Below are 16370 nucleotides of genomic sequence, written 5' to 3'. Positions count from 1 at the left end.
ATGCAAGACATCCGCTGTGGCCAATGCCACCGCAAACTCGCCGCCGCCCAAAGCTTCACCGAACTGCAAATCAAGTGCCCGCGCTGCCGGACACTCAATCATCTGAAGGCCCCGAGCCTCCTATCCGAATGCCCTGAGCATCTGCCCACAAGAGCGCAGCCGTGCCCCAGCCCACCATTGGAAGCCTGTTCGCAGGCATAGGAGGTTTTGATGAAGGATTCGAAAAAGCAGGCTACCGCACCGCCTGGCAAGTGGAACTCAACCCCACCAACCGGGCTGTCCTTGCCGACCGATTTCCGCATGCCACCCAACACGAAGACGTGCGCCACTGCGGCGCCCACAATCTGCAATCCGTCGACGTCATCACCGCAGGCTTTCCCTGCCAAGACATCAGCAACGCCGGCAGCCGCCCCGGCAACCAACACACCCGAGGCCTGCAAGGCCAGCGCAGCGGCCTGTTTTGGGAAGTCATACGCATCCTCAAAGAAACACAACCTCGCTGGGTGGTCCTTGAGAACGTCGTTAACTTGCTCGCTATCAACGATAGCCGAGACTTTCAAACAGTCATCCGGGCCCTTGCGGACAGCGGGTATGTGGGATGCTGGCGAGTGCTTAATGCTCAATATTTCGGAGTCCCCCAGCAACGTCGCCGAATATTCCTGGTCGCCGGTCATCACCGAATGCCCCCCATCGAGCTGCTGGCTGACGCCGCGCCAGTGGACGCAATACCTCCAGCGTCTCAATCGCAACCCTGGCCACGGCCCGCGGATGCATGGGCTGCCAATACTCTATTGGCAAACAAAGCCGGCTCCCAGATCGCTATGGGCTGTACCACTTTCGTCGCTCACCCGAACGGATGGCATCAGATGGTTGAGCGGCAGCGAACGTCTGACGATGATGGGCTTTGCCTTGGACTGGATGCGTCCAACCTTGCAGAAGCTTTCGCTGCCGGAAACGCCGTCGTCCCGCAAATCGCGCAATGGATCGCCGAAAAACTAATCAAAGCCCACTAACCCCACAGCGGGATCAAAATCCCGCTACCATCCTGCAATTCCGTTGCACCCCGTGCAAAAGAACCAAACCCCAAATACCGCGCGCAATGGTCATGGTTTTATGCGCGCGGCATCACCTCACCCTCTGGGAGAGGGGGCCGATTCCGGTTGTTTTCAAGTCCAGCGTTCGGCTCGATATTGCAGGCGAGCGTAAATCGTAAATACACCTCGGTCAGTCCCCTCTCCCTCTGGGAGAGGGTTAGGGTGAGGGGCTTTTGATCTTCAATGGGCTGCGGTCAGAACGCCACCGTCGTCTGCACATAAACCGTCCGCGGCTCACCCACGTACTTGCCCTTGTTGTTGTCATCGAACGAGCGTGTGAAGTACTGCGTGTTGAAGATGTTCTTCACCCCCACCGCCACATTCAGATCAGACAACTGCGGGCCGAAGTCATACCCGGCGCGGCTGCTGAACAGCATGTAGCCGGGGATCTTGCCGGTGCTGCCATCGGCGCTTTCTTTCGAAGTGTTGGCGTTGTCGGCGAACTGGTCGCTCTGGAAGCTGCTGTCCAGATTCATCTTCCATGGCCCTTCGGTATAACCGACGCCAATCGTGCCTTTGTGCTTGGAGGAAAACGGCACGCGGTTGCCTTTGTTCGGCCCGTCCTCGCGGATGGTGGCGTCGACATAGGCATAACTGGCGTAGACATCGAAACCGGCCAGCGCCGGGCTCAAGTCGTCGAGCGCGTAATTGACGCTGGTCTCGATGCCCTGATGGCGGGTTTCGCCGCGAGCGATCACCGAGTCGTTGGTCTGGTTGCTTTCGTACTGGTTGTCGAAGTTGATCAGGAATGCGCCGATCTCCGCGCGCAGGGCACCGTTGTCATAGCGCGTGCCGAGTTCCCAGGTGCGGGCCTTTTCCGGTTTCACCTCGCCGCTGCTCACGCGGTTGGGCATCTGGCTGTATTGCACGCTGCCGAACGAGCCTTCGGTGTTGGCATACAGATTCCAGCTGTCGGTGAGGTGATAGAGCACGTTCAGCGCCGGCAGCGCGGTGTTGTAGTCGCCCTTGTATTTGACGTTGGTCAGGTTGTTGGTCTGTTGCGACTCGATCATCTCGTAGCGCACGCCCGGGGTGATGGTCCATTTGCCGATGTCGATGCGGTCATCGACGAAGAACGCGTTGGCCTCGGTACCACCGCGAGTGTCGCGGTCGTTGCGGCTGCTGGTGGTTGGGTATTCGTTGGCGCTGATCGGCGTGCGATAACGCAGTTCGTGGCCGGCCTCGTTGATGTAGCGATAGCCGACGCCGACTTCGTGACTGCTCGGACCGAGGTCGAAGCCTTGGGCGAAACGGGTTTCCAGGCCACGTACCCAGTACTCGCGCGGCGACAGCGAAAGGAATGTGCCCTGATCCAGATAACCGCTGCGCAGGGTTTTGGTGAAGAAGGTGTTGGCGGTGAATTCGCGGCGATCTTCCTGATAGCGATAGCCGAAGTTGAACATCGTGCGGCGCCCCCAGAACTGATCTTTCGGCCGCGTCGATTGATACGGATCGGCATCGTAATCGGCGACGTTGAGACCACCGGGCATGTCGGCCTTGCCTTCGTAATACTGGGCCATGGCGTTGAAGCTGTTGGCTTCGTCGAGCTGATATTTGCCCTTGAGGATCAGGTCGTCGATCTCGGTGTCGCTGTGTTCGCGCCAGTCACCGCCACGGGTGCCGGAGTACAACAGCGCACCACCGAGGCCGTTGGCGTTGGTGCCGCCGGCCAGCAGATTGGCGCTGGTCTTGAAACCGTCGTGGCTCGACGATGGGCTGGTTTCAGTCTGGAAACCACCCTTGACCGTTGGCTCGTCCGGAATCGCCCGGGTCACGAAGTTGACCACGCCGCCGACGTTCTGCGGGCCGTAACGTACCGCACCGCCGCCACGCACCACGTCCACCGCATCCATGTTGCCCATGCTGATCGGCGCGAACGACAACTGCGGCTGACCATACGGCGCGAACGGTACCGGGATGCCGTCCATCAATACTGTCGAGCGCGCGGCCAGGCGTGGATTCAAGCCACGAATGCCGAAGTTCAGCGCCATGTCGTGGCTGCCGGTGCCGTTGTTCTCCGGCGCATTCACACCGGGGATGCGGTTGAGCACATCGCGGGCCTGGGTCGCGCCCTGGCGTTCGAATTCTTCGCGGCGGATCACATCACGTGCCCCGGGGTGTTCGAAGACATTGATCTGCGCCGCATCGCCGAGCCAGTCGCCGACTACGGTCGAGGTGCCCAGCTCCAGCGCCGCGTCAGCCAGCGGTTGCAGGCTGAAGGCATTGTCGCCTTCGGCGCGGGCTTGCAGGCCGGTGCCTTCGAGCAGGGCATCGAGGCCTTGTTGCATCGTGTAATTGCCCTCCAGACCCCGGCTCTGCACACCGCTGGTGACTTGCGAGCCAAAGGAAATCAGCACGCCGGCTTCACGGCCAAACTGGTTCAGCGCGGTTTCCAGCGACGCCGGGGCGATGTGATAAACCTTGGTTTCGGCGCCCAGCGCAGCGGGCAAGGCGGTGAAACTCAGGCTGGCGCCGAGCAGAAGATTGCGCAGGCTGCGGGCCAGTGGGGTAAGGCGGGTGGGCTGCATGTGGATGATCCTGAGAAGGTGGAATCAAGGGGGCTTTCCTTCTCTGTCACGCCAGATCTGAAAAACGGCTCATGGTTTTGGCGTTTTTTTACACCCGCGCTTCGACGCTCACCCAATAACGGGTAAAGCGCTTCACTCTGACCGGCAGACTGATCTGCAACAGGTCGAGAATCCGCTCGCTGTCATCCAGTGGATACGTCCCGGAAATCAGCAAATCGGCAACCTGGCTGTCGCACCGCAGCTGCCCGCGCCGGTAGCGGCCAAGCTCTTCGAGGAAGTCGCCGAGGCGCATATGGGCGGCGACCAGCATGCCGTCAGTCCACGCACCACTGTTGGCGTCCAGTGGTTTGGCCGCGCTGACGGAGCTGGCAGTAAAACTCAACTGCCGCGCGACCGGCAGCAGCAGGGGCGCGCGCTGGCTGGCGATGAGTTCGACTCGTCCTTCGAACAGGGCGATCTGCGTGCGATCGGCAAACTGCCGCACATTGACGCGCGCACCTTGGCTTTTCAGCACGCCGTGTGCCGTGCGTATCTCGAACGGATTTGCAGCGCTCAACAGCATTTCGCCCTCGAGCAGACGAATCGTACGCTGCGCGTCATCGACATCGACGGAACTTGCGGTATTGAGCTGTAACGAATCGGCACCGCCCAAGCCGATCTTGCGCCGCTGGCCCACCGGCGTGCGGTAATCGGCGAGCAGCGACGGCAACGGCGTGTGCTCGCGCATGCCCCAGGTCGCCGCTGAGCCGGCACCGAGAATCAGCAACATTTTCAACGCCTGACGGCGGCTGCCGGACTTCGGTCCGTTCAACGCCGCGTGGGCCAACGGCGACGAAACGCCGCGCAAGCGCTGGTTGACCCGTTGCATGTGTTCCCACGCCCGGCGGTGTTCGCTGTGCGCATCCAGCCATTGTTGCCAGGCCTGCTGCTGGCGCGGGGTGAGGGTGCCCTGCTGCATTTCCAGCAACCAGTGCACCGCCTGTTCGGCGACTTGCGCAGAGAAGTCCGGCGCGCGATTCACAGGGCGAAATAGCAGCGCATGGCCGCTTTGTTCAGATGGCGTTTGACCGTGGCCACTGAGATGCCCAGTTCTGCGGCGATCTGTGGATAAGTCAGACCATCGACCTGCGCGAGCAGAAAGGCGCGTTTGACCTGGCGCGGCAAGCCGTCGAGCAGCTCATCGAGTTCGATCAACGTCTGCAGGATGATCGCTTTGTGCTCTTCCGACGGCGCAACCATCTCAGGCATCTGCGCCAGTGTCTCGAGGTAGGCGCGTTCCACATCCTGGCGCCGGTAATGATTGAACAGCACGCGCTTGGCCAAAGTGGTGAGAAAGGCGCGCGGTTCGATGATCATCGGTGGTTCGCGGGCGGTCAGCACCTTGATGAACGTGTCCTGAGCCAGATCCGCCGCGCTGTCCGGGCAGCCGAGCTTGCGCCGCAACCAGCCGGTGAGCCAGCTGTGATGAGCATGGTAGAGCGATTCGACGGGATGGGCGGGCGGCAACGAAATCACTCCGGACGCAAAACTTGCGTAGAGAACGTGCATTAGAGAACAAGAACGGTTCGCATTGTAGAGGCTGGCGAGAGTGTCCGGCAATCAGATGCTTTTGCGTATGAGAATATTTATCATTAATATTGCTCGCCTGTAGATTCGGCTTGTCGGCCGAACGTTTCCGTTTCAGGGTCGAAACATGAAAGGCAAACTCGCCACCCTTCCCATGTCCTATCGTCTGGCCGTCACTTCGCGAGTGCTGGCGGCGATTTTCGGCGGCTATCTGGTCGCGGCGCTGGCCAGTGTCACCCTGACGTTGTGGCTGCCGCTGAACCGCGCCGAAGCGGTGGTCACTGGCATGACCGTGTCCTTTCTGGTCTATCTGGTCGCGGTGCTCTGGTGTTTTGCCTGCCGCAGCGCGTGGTCGGCGTGGGTCGGCCTGTTGGTGCCGAGCGTGATTCTCGCCACCGTTTCCGGTGCCGCGCGCGGTCTGGGGCTGGCATGAAAGAGGGCTTCCGGCAGGCGATGGCCTGGCTGCACACCTGGGCCGGGCTGGTGTTCGGCTGGTTGCTGTTCGCGATTTTTCTCACCGGCACGCTCGCTTATTTCAAAGATGAAATCAGCCACTGGATGCAGCCGGAAATCGCTGCACATTCGCTTGATAGCGAAGCGAGCCTGGCGCTGGCGCAAGATTATCTGCAACAACACGCCGCCGGTGCCTCGCGCTGGCTGATCGATTTGCCCAATGCCCGCGACCCCGGCCTGACGGTGCGCTGGCAGCAGGCGCCGGGCAAACCCGGCGAGCGCGGCCGCTTCGAATCCCGAACTCTCGACGCTCAGACCGGGGCCGAGGTGCAGGGCCGCGAAAGCATGGGCGGCGAGTTCTTTTACCGTTTCCACTTCCAGTTGCAGATGCCTTACCCGTGGGGGCGCTGGCTGGCGACTATAGCCGCAATGGTGATGTTCGTTGCGTTGATCAGCGGCATCATCACCCACAAGAAAATCTTCAAGGACTTCTTCACCTTCCGCCCGCGCAAGGGCCAGCGTTCCTGGCTCGACGGGCATAACGCCGTGGGCGTGCTGGTGCTGCCGTTTCATTTGATGATCACTTACAGCAGCCTGGTGATTTTCATGTCGATGGTTATGCCGGCGAGCATCGTTGCCTCTTACGGCAGCGACGTGCGCAAGTTCTACGACGAAGTCTTTCCCGCCTCGAAGACGCCCGAGCGCGCCGATGTCGCCGCACCGCTGACCGCCATGGCGCCGCTACTGGCCAAGGCCAGCGAGCAGTGGTCGGGCGGCCACACCGCGCGCCTGTCGGTGAGCAATCCGGGCGATGCCAGCGCTACGGTGGTGCTGTCCCGCGCGGGCGATCGGGTGGTGCATGATTTCGGCCGGGCGGTGACCTTCAACGGCGTCACCGGACAGCTTCTGAGCAGTACCCCCGATCAACCGATGGCGATGGCGGTGGGTGGCGCGTTTTATGGTCTGCACATGGGGCATTTCGCCGGGCCGCTGTTGCGCTGGCTGTATTTCATTTGCGGACTGGCTGGCACGGCGATGATTGGCACCGGGCTGGTGATCTGGCTCGGCAAGCGGCAGCTCAAGCACGTGAAAAGCGCGGCGCTGCCGTTCGAACTGCGCCTGGTCGAGGTGCTTAATATCGCCAGCATGGCCGGCCTGGTATCGGCGGTGGCGGTGTTCTTTTTGGCCAATCGACTGTTGCCGGTGAGTCTGGCGGGGCGGGCCGATTGGGAAGTGAATGCGTTCTTCATAGCCTGGGGTCTGAGTGTGGTGCACGCCGTGTTGCGTCCGGGGCGCAAGGCGTGGATCGAACAGCTGACGCTCGGCGCCGCGCTGTTTATCGCGGTGCCGCTGATCAATGCGCTGACCACACCGTGGAATCTTGGCGCGACCCTGATGCAGCGCGACTGGGCACTGGCCGGACTTGATCTGACGTGTCTGGCGACGGGGCTTTTTCTCGGCTGGGCTGCGCGCAAGATGCAGCGTACGGGCGACTCCGTCAGCGTTCGCAAAGCAAGTTCTTCGCCTCGCTCGATCACAGTCGAACAGGGGGCCAACTGATGCTGCTGGCCCTGTTGCTCACCTATGCCGGCTTCACCGCGTTGTGCCTGTCGATGCCACGTCATCACGCCGAATTGCTCGGCGCCAAACCGTCGACGCGCCGCCGTCAGGGTCTGGCGCTGGCGGGATGGCTGTTGCTGGCGCTTTCGCTGTGGGCGGCGGTCGCGGCCAGTGGCTGGAGTTTCGGTCTGGTCGACTGGTTCGCGGTGCTGATGCTCAGCGCTTTGGCATTAGTGCTGTTGCTGCCGTATCGCCCGCGTCTGGCCATGGCCCTGGCCGGCTTGAGCCTGTTGGCCAGCCCGGTCGCCGCCTGGGCGCAGTGCTGAAGTGCTGATCGGTCTGCCACCGGAATCGCGTGACGATGAAGCGCGTGGCGCGCGTGCGCATTTTCTTCAGGTGTTTCTGTCCCAGCGTGCGCAAATGGAGGCGCTGGTGAATCGGCGCGTCGGTTGTCGGGCGACGGCGGCGGATCTGGTCCAGGATCTGTTTTTGCGCTTCTGGCGGCGGCCGCTGGTGCAGGTCGAAGAGCTCAGCACTTATCTGCTGCGCTGCGCCGGCAACATCGCCATCGACCATCTGCGCAGCGAAGGCACGCGCACGCGAGTCAATGAAGGCTGGCAGCCGGACGAACCCGACAGCCATGGCAGCGAACCCCAGGCCGCCCTCGAAGCCGGCAATGATCTGCGTCACGTCGAAGCAGCATTGCGCGCCTTGCCCGAGCGTACCCGGCAGATCTTTCTGCTCAATCGCATTCACGGGCGCAAGTACGCTGAGATCGCCAAGGCCATGGGCCTGTCCCAAAGTGCCGTGGAAAAACATATGATGCGCGCCCTCGAGGCCTGCAAGGCCAGCCTGCGCGACCCCGCGCCACGCCTGCCAGGGAAAGCACCGTGAAGCCATCCGATCCGATCACACCGACGCCGGCCCAGGAGCAGGCCGCGCTGGCCTGGCTGAGCCTGTTGCACGACCGCCCGAGCACTGGCGATCAACTGACCTTCAGCCAATGGCTGCGCGCCGACCCGGCCCATGCCCAAGCGTATGCGCAGGCGCAGGTGATCTGGGAACTCAGCGAAAGCCCCGCGCGCACGCTGGCCGATGAAGATGCGTTCGCGCTGCAAGGTTATCTGCGGGCGATGGATGCCCCGCGTCGTTCGCTGATGTTGCGTTGGTCTGGAGCACTGGCGCTGGCCGCGTGTCTGCTGTTGATGATCAGCCTCGGCACGGGGTGGCAGGCGCAACGCTGGCTCGACGATCTGCGCGCCGATCATGTCTCGGCACCAGGGGAAATTCGCACGGCGACACTGGCCGATCAGACGCAAGTGACGCTGGATGCCGACAGCGCGATTGTTGTGGATTTCAGTCATGGCCAGCGCCGCGTGAAATTGATCAGAGGCGCTGCTTTCTTCAGCGTCACTCACACTGGCGATCCGTTTGTGGTGGCGGCGGAGCAGGGCGAGGCGCGGGTGCTCGGCACGCAGTTCGAAGTACGCCGGCAACTCCACGGCGCGCAAGTGACGGTATTGTCCGGACGTGTCGCGGTGACGGCGGATGAGCATGGCCAACAACAGATTCTCACGGCCGGCCAGCAAGTTGCTTATGCCGACGGCACTGCGGAAAAACTGCATGCCGTGGACAGTGAAGCGCAACTGGCCTGGCGTCAGGGTTGGCTGACTTACTACAAGACCACGCTGGCCGATGTCGTCGAGGATCTGCGCCGCTATTACCCGGGGCGGATTGTGCTGCTCAACGATGAGCTGGCGGCGCGCAAGGTCAGCGGCAGTTTCCCGAGCAAGGATCCGCAAGCGGTGCTCAATTCGCTGCAGGGGGTGTTGGGGTTTGAGCAGCATCGGGTGTTGGGGCAGCTGATTATTTTGCGCTGAGGCTGCCGGCCTCTTCGCGAGCAGGCTCGCTCCCACAGGGTACGCATTCCAAAGGTGGGAGCGAGCCTGCTCGCGAAGGCGTCAGCCCAGGCAACAAATTCCCCGAAAAATATTTTCAAATTAAAGGTGAGGTAACCCCGAGCCCCATCCGTGTAGTGACTGAAACTGCGAGCCATTCGCATCCGTTGCGGTTCTACACAGGTCATTGAGCAATGAAGTCCAGGGCAAAATCCGGTTCGGTCAAACAGTGGTTGGGCATGTCTGCGTTGAGTTTTTCCGCGTTGGCATTGCTGCCGATGAGTATCGCGCTGGCGACAGAAGCGGTGAGCAATCAGGCGCAACAGCAATTCAATTTTGCCCTCGCCGCCAAACCGTTGCCGCAGGCCCTGAGCGATTTCAGCCGCGTGACCGGGCAGAGCGTGGTCTACACCGACGAAGCGCCGTACGGTCTCAATGCCCCGGCAGTCAACGGCCAGATGAGCGCCGAACAGGCCCTGCATCGCCTGCTCGGCAACTCCGGCTTGAGCTTTCGCCGCACCGACAGTCATACCCTGGCGCTGGAGCCGATGCCGACCGCAGGCGCGCTCAATCTCGGCGCCACCACCATCACGTCCACGCGCGACGAATCGATGAGCTATCAGCCGCCGGAAACCAGTTCGGTGATGCGCTCATCGGCGTCGCTGCAAGAAATCCCACAGACGGTCAATGTCATCCCGGCGCAGGTCATTCGCGATCAGGCGCCGCGCAATCTCGACGACGCGCTGGCCAATGTCAGCGGCATCACCCAGGGCAACACCTTGGGCAGTACCCAGGACTCGGTGATGACTCGCGGCTTCGGCGACAATCGCAACGGCTCGATCATGCGCGACGGCATGCCGCTGGTGCAGGGCCGTGGCATGAACGCGACCGTGGATCGCGTCGAAGTGCTCAAGGGCCCGGCCTCGTTGCTCTACGGGATTCAGGATCCGGGTGGTGTGGTCAACCTGGTCAGCAAGAAGCCGGAACTGACCCAGTACAACGCCGTGACCGTGCGCGGTTCGACCTACGGTGACGGCAAGAACGGCAGCGGTGGCGCCTTCGACAGCACCGGGGCGCTGGGCGATTCCGGCTTCGCCTATCGCATGGTCGTCGATCATGAAGACGAAGATTACTGGCGCAACTTCGGCACCCATCGCGAGACGCTGATCGCACCGTCGCTGGCCTGGTACGGCGAGCGCACCAAGCTGTTGTTCGCCTACGAGCACCGCGAGTTTCTCACCCCCTTCGACCGTGGCACCTTGATCGATCCGCGCACCAATCATCCGCTCGATATCTCGCGCAAGCAGCGTCTCGATGAGCCGTTCAACGACATGGAAGGGCGCTCGGACCTGTACCATTTCGAAGCCGACCACGAACTCAACGACGACTGGAAAGCTCACTTCGGCTACAGCTGGAACCGTGAAACCTACGACGCCAGCCAGGTGCGCGTGACGGCGATCGACACCAACAAAGGCACACTGACCCGCAGCATGGACGGCACGCAGAATGCGATCAGCACCGATCGTTTCACCACCGCCAGCCTCGAAGGCAAAGTGAATGTGCTGGGCATGCAGCATGATCTGGTATTCGGCGTTGATGATGAATACCGCAAGATCTACCGCGAGGATCTGATCCGGCAGAAAAGCCTGACCACGTTCAGCTATCTCAACCCGGTCTATGGTCGCGAAGTGATGGGCACTACGGTGAGTGCGCCCGACAGTGCGCAGACCGATAAGCTGCGCAGCGATTCGCTGTTCCTGCAGGATTCGATTCACCTCAACGAGCAGTGGATTCTCGTCGCTGGCGGACGTTTTCAGGAGTACGACCAGTACGCCGGCAAAGGCGTGCCGTTCAAGGCCAATACCGACAGCAATGGCCAGAAGTGGGTGCCGCGCGCAGGGCTGGTGTATCGCTACACCGACGCGCTGTCGTTCTACGGCAGCTACACCGAATCGTTCAAACCCAACTCGACCATCGCCCCGCTGAGCGGCAGCAGCACCGTGCTCGACGGCAGCATCGCGCCAGAGGAAGCCAAGTCGTGGGAGCTGGGTGCGCGGCTGGATATGCCCGGCAGCATCACCGGCAATATCGCGTTGTTCGACATCAAGAAACGCAACGTACTGGTGGCCAATTCCGAAGGCCCGACAACGATTTACAGTGCGGCAGGCGAGGTGCGTTCACGCGGGTTGGAAGTTGACCTGAGCGGGCAGCTCAGCGAGCACTGGAACCTGATCGGCAGCTACGCCTACACCGATGCCGAAGTCACCGAAGACCCGGAATACAAAGGCAAGCGTCTGCAAAACGTAGCGAAGAATTCCGGCTCGCTGTCGGCGGTGTATGACTTCGGCAATGTGTTTGGCGGCGATCAACTGCGTGTCGGGGCAGGGGCGCGGTACGTCGGCGAGCGTGCCGGCAACGCGGTGAATGATTTTGACCTGCCGAGCTACACCGTGGCGGATGCGTTTGCCACTTACGACACCATGGTTGAAGGGCAGAAGGTCAAGTTTCAGTTGAACGTGAAGAACCTGTTTGATCGCACCTATTACACCTCGTCGGCGAGCCGCTTCTTTGTGTCGATGGGGGATTCGCGGCAGGTTTCGCTTTCCAGCACTCTGGAGTTTTGAGGCAAGATCAAAAGCCCCTCACCCTAGCCCTCTCCCGGAGGGAGAGGGGACTGACCGTGGGATATTCGAGAGATACACCGACCTGAAAGTAATGCTTGGAATCCATAATCGATGCGATTTTTCAGGTCGATGTACACCGCAAGACACCTCGGTCGGCCCCTCTCCCTCTCCCGGAGGGAGAGGGGACTGACCGTGGGATATTCCAGAGGTACACCGACTTGAACGTGTTGCTTTGAATCTATAATCGATTCGGTGTTTCAGGTCGACGTACAGTGCGAGACACCTCGGTCGGCCCCCTCTCCCTCTGGGAGAGGGCTGGGGTGAGGGGAATGGGGTTACCGCAAAAAAGCCTGCCGATACTCGCCCGGCGTCCCACCCAAAACCTGCCTGAACCGATTAGTAAAATGGCTCGCACTGGCAAACCCGCACGCCAGCGCGATCTCGCCCAGCGGCAGCGCCGTGCCGCGCAACAATTCGCGCGCTCGGCTCAAGCGCCGCGCCAGCACGTACTGGTGCGGCGGCAGGCCGAAGCTCAGGCGAAACATCCGCGCAAAGTGATATTCCGACAGCGCACACAGCCCGGCCAGTTGCCCGAGGCTGATCGGCTCGGCCAACTGGTTGTCGATGAACTCCACCAGTTGTCGGCGCTGGTGCGGCGCCAGCCCGCCCTTGAGGCGCAGGCCCTGGCGCGCACCGACCTGGCTGAGCAAGGTGTGGCTGATCAGTTCATGGGCGAGGCTGCTGGTCAGCAAGCGCTCGGCCGGCTCTTGCCAGTTCAGATTCAGCAATTGCCGGAAGCGCTGCGCCTGCTGCGGATCTTCGAGAAAGGTCTGCTCGCGCAACTGCATCTCGCGCGGTTCGCGATCGAGCAACGTGACGCAACCGAGGGCGAATTGTTCGGCGCTGAAATACAGGTGCGCCAGACGGATATCGCCATTGATCACCCAGCCCGATTCATGATCGGCCGGCAGGATGCACAGCTTGTCCGGCCCGCCCTTGCGGCCCGGCTGGCCACGACGGAATGTGCCGGTGCCGCCGGCGACGTAGCACGACAGCGTGTGATGACTTGGCGCTTCGTATTCCTGGGCATCGTGGTGGTTGGTCCACAAGGCCGCAGACATGCCGTCACCGAGCTCGGCGCTGTGCACAAGGCGTGCATTCGGCGAGCGGTTGAGGGCTTGAAAGACTTGCAGGGTATCGATAGCGGCCATGTTCGGTTCTCTCTAACGCTTTGCATCCTACTCCGTAGACGCCGCGCTGCCAGCCTGCCGCCAGACAAAAGCGCAAGATTGTGCAAGCGTCGAAGGCTGCCCGAGGCAGACACTCAAGGCCTGTTTAAGGAGTGTGTGCCATGAACCTGTCGTTGTACCTGCTGACCGTGCTGATCTGGGGCACCACCTGGATTGCCTTGAAATGGCAATTGGGCGTGGTCGAAATCCCGGTGTCGATTGTCTATCGCTTCGGCCTCGCCGCGTTGGTGCTGTTTGCGTTGTTGCTGCTCAGCCGACGCCTGCAACCGATGAACCGCCGAGGCCACTTGGTCTGTGTGGCCCAGGGGCTGTGCCTGTTCTGTGTGAACTTCATGTGCTTTCTGACGGCCAGCCAGTGGATACCCAGCGGTCTGGTGGCGGTGGTGTTTTCTACGGCAACGTTGTGGAACGCGCTGAATGCACGGGTGTTCTTCGGCCAGCGCATTGCGCGCAATGTGTTGCTGGGCGGTGCGTTGGGGCTGTCGGGTCTGGGGCTGTTGTTCTGGCCGGAACTGGCCGGGCATCAAGCCAGCCCGCAAACCCTGCTCGGCCTTGGATTGGCGTTATGCGGCACATTGTGTTTTTCCGCCGGCAATATGCTCTCGAGTCTGCAACAGAAAGCGGGATTGCGACCGCTGACCACCAACGCCTGGGGCATGGCCTACGGCGCGGCGATGCTGACGGTGTGGTGTCTGTTCAACGGCATCCCCTTCGCCATGGACTGGTCGCCGCGTTATGTCGGTGCGCTGTTGTATCTAGTGATTCCCGGCTCGGTGATTGGCTTCACTGCGTACCTGACGCTGGTCGGGCGCATGGGCCCGGAGCGGGCGGCTTACTGCACGGTGCTGTTCCCGGTGGTGGCCCTGAACGTGTCGGCGTTTGCCGAAGGTTATCAATGGACCGCACCGGCGCTGGTCGGGCTGGTCTTGGTGATGTTGGGCAACGTGTTGGTGTTTCGTAAACCGAAAGTGCTGTTGTCTGCGGGTCAAGGGAAGTTGGCTTGATAAAGCGAGCGCTGGGTTTCAGCGCTCAACTTTCAAAGTGATGTAGATCATCACCGGGAAGATGAAGTCGACAATATGCCTCGCCCAGTCCTTGGCATTCCATGATAGCGAAGTGTCCATATCGAACCACTCGACACCTACAGTTTGTAGACAAACGTAATAAATGAAGATGGCGACCAATATGCCCATGATCGAAAACTTCTTGGCTTCATGGAATGCCGCTGGCGATGCATCGATGTAGCGATACAACTGGTAAGTACCGATCAGGCAAAGCACGGTATAGGTGACTTCCATGGTGATGATGAACCAGTAGATCCGGTGATGGATCATCGGCGAATCGATCGCGCGGTACATGATGTTTTCACTGGCGTTGGTGGTGTCCATGCTCAGGATATGTGCAACGTAAGTGTAGTTGGACTCATAGTCAGTGAAGTTATGAATCATCACCAGCAAGCCAAAGAAACTTATATAAGCCATCAAGATGACTTTGCTGTAACGAATGAGTTTGTCGGTGGTCAGGGTTTTCACGGGATTGGCTCTCCATGGCAATTAATCAATAAGTTGATAAGTTGCGAGAGCTTATATTGCTGTTGCTGGGTCCGGCGTTTTTGTTCGGTTGCAAGTTATGTAAGGTGAAGGCCGGCGCAATGTTGCGCCGGCCTTTTTTTCAGCCGCGCCAGACTTGCGGGTTGACCAGATCCTGCGGCCGTTCGCCGAGGAGGGCGCTGCGCAGGTTGGCCAGGGCGCGATTGGCCATGGCTTCGCGGGTCTCGGTGGTGGCCGAGCCGATGTGCGGCAGGGTCACGGCGTTCTTCAATTGGAACAGCGGCGATTCGGCCAGCGGTTCTTTTTCATAGACGTCCAGCCCGGCGCCACGGATGCGGTTGTTTTGCAGGGCTTCGATCAGTGCCGGTTCGTCGACCACCGGGCCGCGCGAGATGTTGACCAGGATCGCGCTCGGCTTCATCAGCGCCAGTTCGCGATGGCTGATCAGGTGACGGGTCTTGTCGCTCAGTGGCACTACCAGGCAGACAAAATCGGCTTCGGCCAGCAGCTCATCGAGGCTGCGGAACTGTGCGCCGAGCTCCTGTTCCAGTTCGGTCTTGCGGCTGTTGCCGCTGTAGATGATCGGCATGTTGAAGCCGAAACGACCACGGCGGGCGACGGCGGCGCCAATGTTGCCCATGCCGACGATGCCGAGGGTCTTGCCGTGCACATCAGTGCCGAACAGCGGGGCGCCGACGCTGGCCTGCCATTGGCCGGCCTTGGTCCAGGCGTCGAGTTCGGCGACGCGGCGGGCGCTGCTCATGATCAGGGCGAAAGCGAGGTCGGCGGTGCTTTCGGTGAGCACGTCGGGGGTGTTGGTGAGCATGATCCCGCGTTCGTTGAAGTAGTCGAGGTCGTAGTTGTCGTAGCCGACCGAGACGCTCGAAACCACTTCGAGTTTTGTTGCGCTTTCCAGTTGTGCGCGGCCGAGTTTGCGGCCGACGCCGATGAGGCCGTGGGCGTGGGGCAGGGCTTCGTTGAACTGGGCGTTGATGTCACCGGTCTTGGGGTTGGGGACGATGACGTCGAATTCTTCTTGCAGGCGTTCGATCATGGGCGGGGTGATGCGGCTGAAGGCCAGGACTGTTTTTTTCATTGGGCTTGGGCTCGTCGGGGCTTGATTGCAAGCACGCTAACATTTTCTCGCTCGGGTTGTCTTGGCGGCCTCTGGGCCGACCATGCCTTGGTTTGTCTGGTGTGAATATCCGAAGGTTTCGGTGCGGCGGCTGGCGGTTTCGCCTGACGGCGACTTACTTTTTTACAAGCGCCTAAAAAAGTAAGCAAAAAACGCTAGCTCCTACGTTCGGCCCTCGCAGGCTCGGGTCCCTTCGCTCCGGGACTGATCCGGGCGCAGCGGCTCCGGTTTGCTTCGCTGCACCTCCTTCCGCTGTGTCTGGCTGCGCCAGACGGTCGCTGCGCTCCCACGCCCGGATCAATCCCTCCACTCAGCCTTCCGACGTCGCCGGTGGATCAAGATCAAGAGCACTCGAGCTAACGCTCATTGTTGAGTGGGGCGGCTTCGCCGCGGGCAGCTGCGCTGCTTTGCCTTTGCTTTTGTAGGAGTGAGCCTGCTCGCGATGGCGGCCTGACAGCCGACCTGATCTTGAGGTTGTACCCAATCCAACTGTAGGAGCTGCCGAAGGCTGCGATCTTTTGATCTTGCTTTTGCTTTTCTGTGGGAGCTGGCTTGCCAGCGAAGGCGGCCTGACAGCCGACTCATATCTCGCTGATGTACACGATCCAGAATTGTGGGAGCGAGCCTGCTCGCGAAAGCGTCTCCACTGCCAACCCATCTCTGCCAGATTCACCCCGTCCCTGTGGGAGCTGGCTTGCCAGCGGAGGCGGCC

The 16370-nt window shown here is 61.1% G+C and carries 15 protein-coding genes; 9 read left to right on the top strand and 6 right to left on the bottom strand.

Going from position 1 to position 16370, the window contains the following annotated elements; translation table 11 throughout:
* Both D8U71_RS24700 and dcm read left to right on the top strand, forming a co-directional pair.
* Positions 1-201, top strand: a complete 201-nt coding sequence (locus D8U71_RS24700) for a Com family DNA-binding transcriptional regulator (RefSeq protein WP_130888900.1) — start codon at positions 1-3, stop codon at positions 199-201.
* Entirely contained in the window at positions 162-1013 is an 852-nt protein-coding gene (gene dcm, locus D8U71_RS24695) for a DNA (cytosine-5-)-methyltransferase (RefSeq protein WP_130888899.1), read from the top strand. Before D8U71_RS24700 ends, dcm begins: the two co-directional genes overlap by 40 nt.
* Before the next feature lie 275 nt (positions 1014-1288).
* Here dcm and fecA read toward each other — a convergent pair whose 3' ends face one another.
* From fecA to D8U71_RS24680, 3 genes are all read right to left on the bottom strand, one after another.
* Complete coding sequence (fecA, locus tag D8U71_RS24690) at positions 1289-3622, bottom strand: TonB-dependent Fe(3+) dicitrate receptor FecA (protein WP_130888898.1); 2334 nt, start codon at positions 3620-3622, stop codon at positions 1289-1291.
* An 88-nt stretch (positions 3623-3710) separates the two neighbouring features.
* Positions 3711-4643: a FecR domain-containing protein gene (locus D8U71_RS24685; protein WP_130888897.1), complete on the bottom strand. Its 933-nt coding sequence runs from the start codon at positions 4641-4643 to the stop codon at positions 3711-3713.
* Entirely contained in the window at positions 4640-5170 is a 531-nt protein-coding gene (locus D8U71_RS24680) for a sigma-70 family RNA polymerase sigma factor (RefSeq protein ID WP_122881974.1), read from the bottom strand. The genes D8U71_RS24685 and D8U71_RS24680 overlap by 4 nt, the downstream gene beginning before the upstream one ends.
* Positions 5171-5315: 145 nt before the next feature.
* On the opposite strand from D8U71_RS24680, the gene D8U71_RS24675 reads away from it, so the two are divergent.
* The 6 genes from D8U71_RS24675 to D8U71_RS24650 all read left to right on the top strand — a co-directional run bounded on the left by D8U71_RS24675 (position 5316) and on the right by D8U71_RS24650 (position 11723).
* Complete coding sequence (locus tag D8U71_RS24675) at positions 5316-5621, top strand: DUF3649 domain-containing protein (protein WP_041479671.1); 306 nt, start codon at positions 5316-5318, stop codon at positions 5619-5621.
* A complete protein-coding gene (locus D8U71_RS24670) occupies positions 5618-7201 on the top strand; it encodes a PepSY-associated TM helix domain-containing protein (protein WP_130888896.1) in 1584 nt (527 codons plus the stop codon). The genes D8U71_RS24675 and D8U71_RS24670 overlap by 4 nt, the downstream gene beginning before the upstream one ends.
* Positions 7201-7527, top strand: a complete 327-nt coding sequence (locus tag D8U71_RS24665) for a DUF3325 domain-containing protein (RefSeq protein WP_122610800.1) — start codon at positions 7201-7203, stop codon at positions 7525-7527. Before D8U71_RS24670 ends, D8U71_RS24665 begins: the two co-directional genes overlap by 1 nt.
* A 1-nt stretch (position 7528) precedes the next feature.
* On the top strand, positions 7529-8095 hold the full coding sequence (locus D8U71_RS24660; protein WP_016771621.1) for an RNA polymerase sigma factor: 567 nt from the start codon (positions 7529-7531) through the stop codon (positions 8093-8095).
* Positions 8092-9081 (top strand): FecR domain-containing protein, encoded by a 990-nt coding sequence (locus tag D8U71_RS24655; protein ID WP_130888895.1) that lies wholly within the window; start codon positions 8092-8094, stop codon positions 9079-9081. The genes D8U71_RS24660 and D8U71_RS24655 overlap by 4 nt, the downstream gene beginning before the upstream one ends.
* 212 nt (positions 9082-9293) lie before the next feature.
* Complete coding sequence (locus D8U71_RS24650) at positions 9294-11723, top strand: TonB-dependent receptor (RefSeq protein ID WP_130888894.1); 2430 nt, start codon at positions 9294-9296, stop codon at positions 11721-11723.
* A 335-nt stretch (positions 11724-12058) separates the two neighbouring features.
* Here D8U71_RS24650 and D8U71_RS24640 read toward each other — a convergent pair whose 3' ends face one another.
* Positions 12059-12934, bottom strand: coding sequence for an AraC family transcriptional regulator (locus D8U71_RS24640; protein WP_071174437.1), 876 nt, complete (start codon positions 12932-12934; stop codon positions 12059-12061).
* A 140-nt stretch (positions 12935-13074) separates the two neighbouring features.
* Here D8U71_RS24640 and D8U71_RS24635 point away from each other — a divergent pair, with 140 nt between their 5' ends.
* Positions 13075-13977: a DMT family transporter gene (locus tag D8U71_RS24635; protein ID WP_130888892.1), complete on the top strand. Its 903-nt coding sequence runs from the start codon at positions 13075-13077 to the stop codon at positions 13975-13977.
* An 18-nt stretch (positions 13978-13995) separates the two neighbouring features.
* Here the strand turns inward: D8U71_RS24635 and D8U71_RS24630 are convergent, their stop codons facing one another.
* Positions 13996-14505 carry a DUF2165 domain-containing protein gene (locus D8U71_RS24630; protein WP_130888891.1) on the bottom strand — a complete coding sequence of 170 codons (510 nt, stop codon included), beginning with the start codon at positions 14503-14505 and terminating at the stop codon, positions 13996-13998.
* A 139-nt stretch (positions 14506-14644) separates the two neighbouring features.
* Entirely contained in the window at positions 14645-15619 is a 975-nt protein-coding gene (locus tag D8U71_RS24625; protein ID WP_130888890.1) for a D-glycerate dehydrogenase, read from the bottom strand.
* Positions 15620-16370: the final 751 nt, after the last annotated feature.

It is taken from the genome of Pseudomonas sp. Sample_21 (assembly GCF_004307525.1).
Taxonomy (GTDB): domain Bacteria; phylum Pseudomonadota; class Gammaproteobacteria; order Pseudomonadales; family Pseudomonadaceae; genus Aquipseudomonas; species Aquipseudomonas atacamensis.
The sequence above is the reverse complement of the archived record's forward strand: the minus strand, read 5'-3'. Positions and strand labels throughout refer to the sequence as shown.

Bases quoted from the DNA above. Each gene is read 5' to 3' on its own strand.
- D8U71_RS24700 (WP_130888900.1), top strand. From the start codon at position 1: ATGCAAGACATCCGCTGTGGCCAATGCCACCGCAAACTCGCCGCCGCC.
- fecA (WP_130888898.1), bottom strand. From the start codon at position 3,622: ATGCAGCCCACCCGCCTTACCCCACTGGCCCGCAGCCTGCGCAATCTT.
- D8U71_RS24680 (WP_122881974.1), bottom strand. From the start codon at position 5,170: ATGCACGTTCTCTACGCAAGTTTTGCGTCCGGAGTGATTTCGTTGCCG.
- D8U71_RS24675 (WP_041479671.1), top strand. From the start codon at position 5,316: ATGAAAGGCAAACTCGCCACCCTTCCCATGTCCTATCGTCTGGCCGTC.
- D8U71_RS24670 (WP_130888896.1), top strand. From the start codon at position 5,618: ATGAAAGAGGGCTTCCGGCAGGCGATGGCCTGGCTGCACACCTGGGCC.
- D8U71_RS24665 (WP_122610800.1), top strand. From the start codon at position 7,201: ATGCTGCTGGCCCTGTTGCTCACCTATGCCGGCTTCACCGCGTTGTGC.
- D8U71_RS24650 (WP_130888894.1), top strand. From the start codon at position 9,294: ATGAAGTCCAGGGCAAAATCCGGTTCGGTCAAACAGTGGTTGGGCATG.
- D8U71_RS24640 (WP_071174437.1), bottom strand. From the start codon at position 12,934: ATGGCCGCTATCGATACCCTGCAAGTCTTTCAAGCCCTCAACCGCTCG.
- D8U71_RS24635 (WP_130888892.1), top strand. From the start codon at position 13,075: ATGAACCTGTCGTTGTACCTGCTGACCGTGCTGATCTGGGGCACCACC.
- D8U71_RS24625 (WP_130888890.1), bottom strand. From the start codon at position 15,619: ATGAAAAAAACAGTCCTGGCCTTCAGCCGCATCACCCCGCCCATGATC.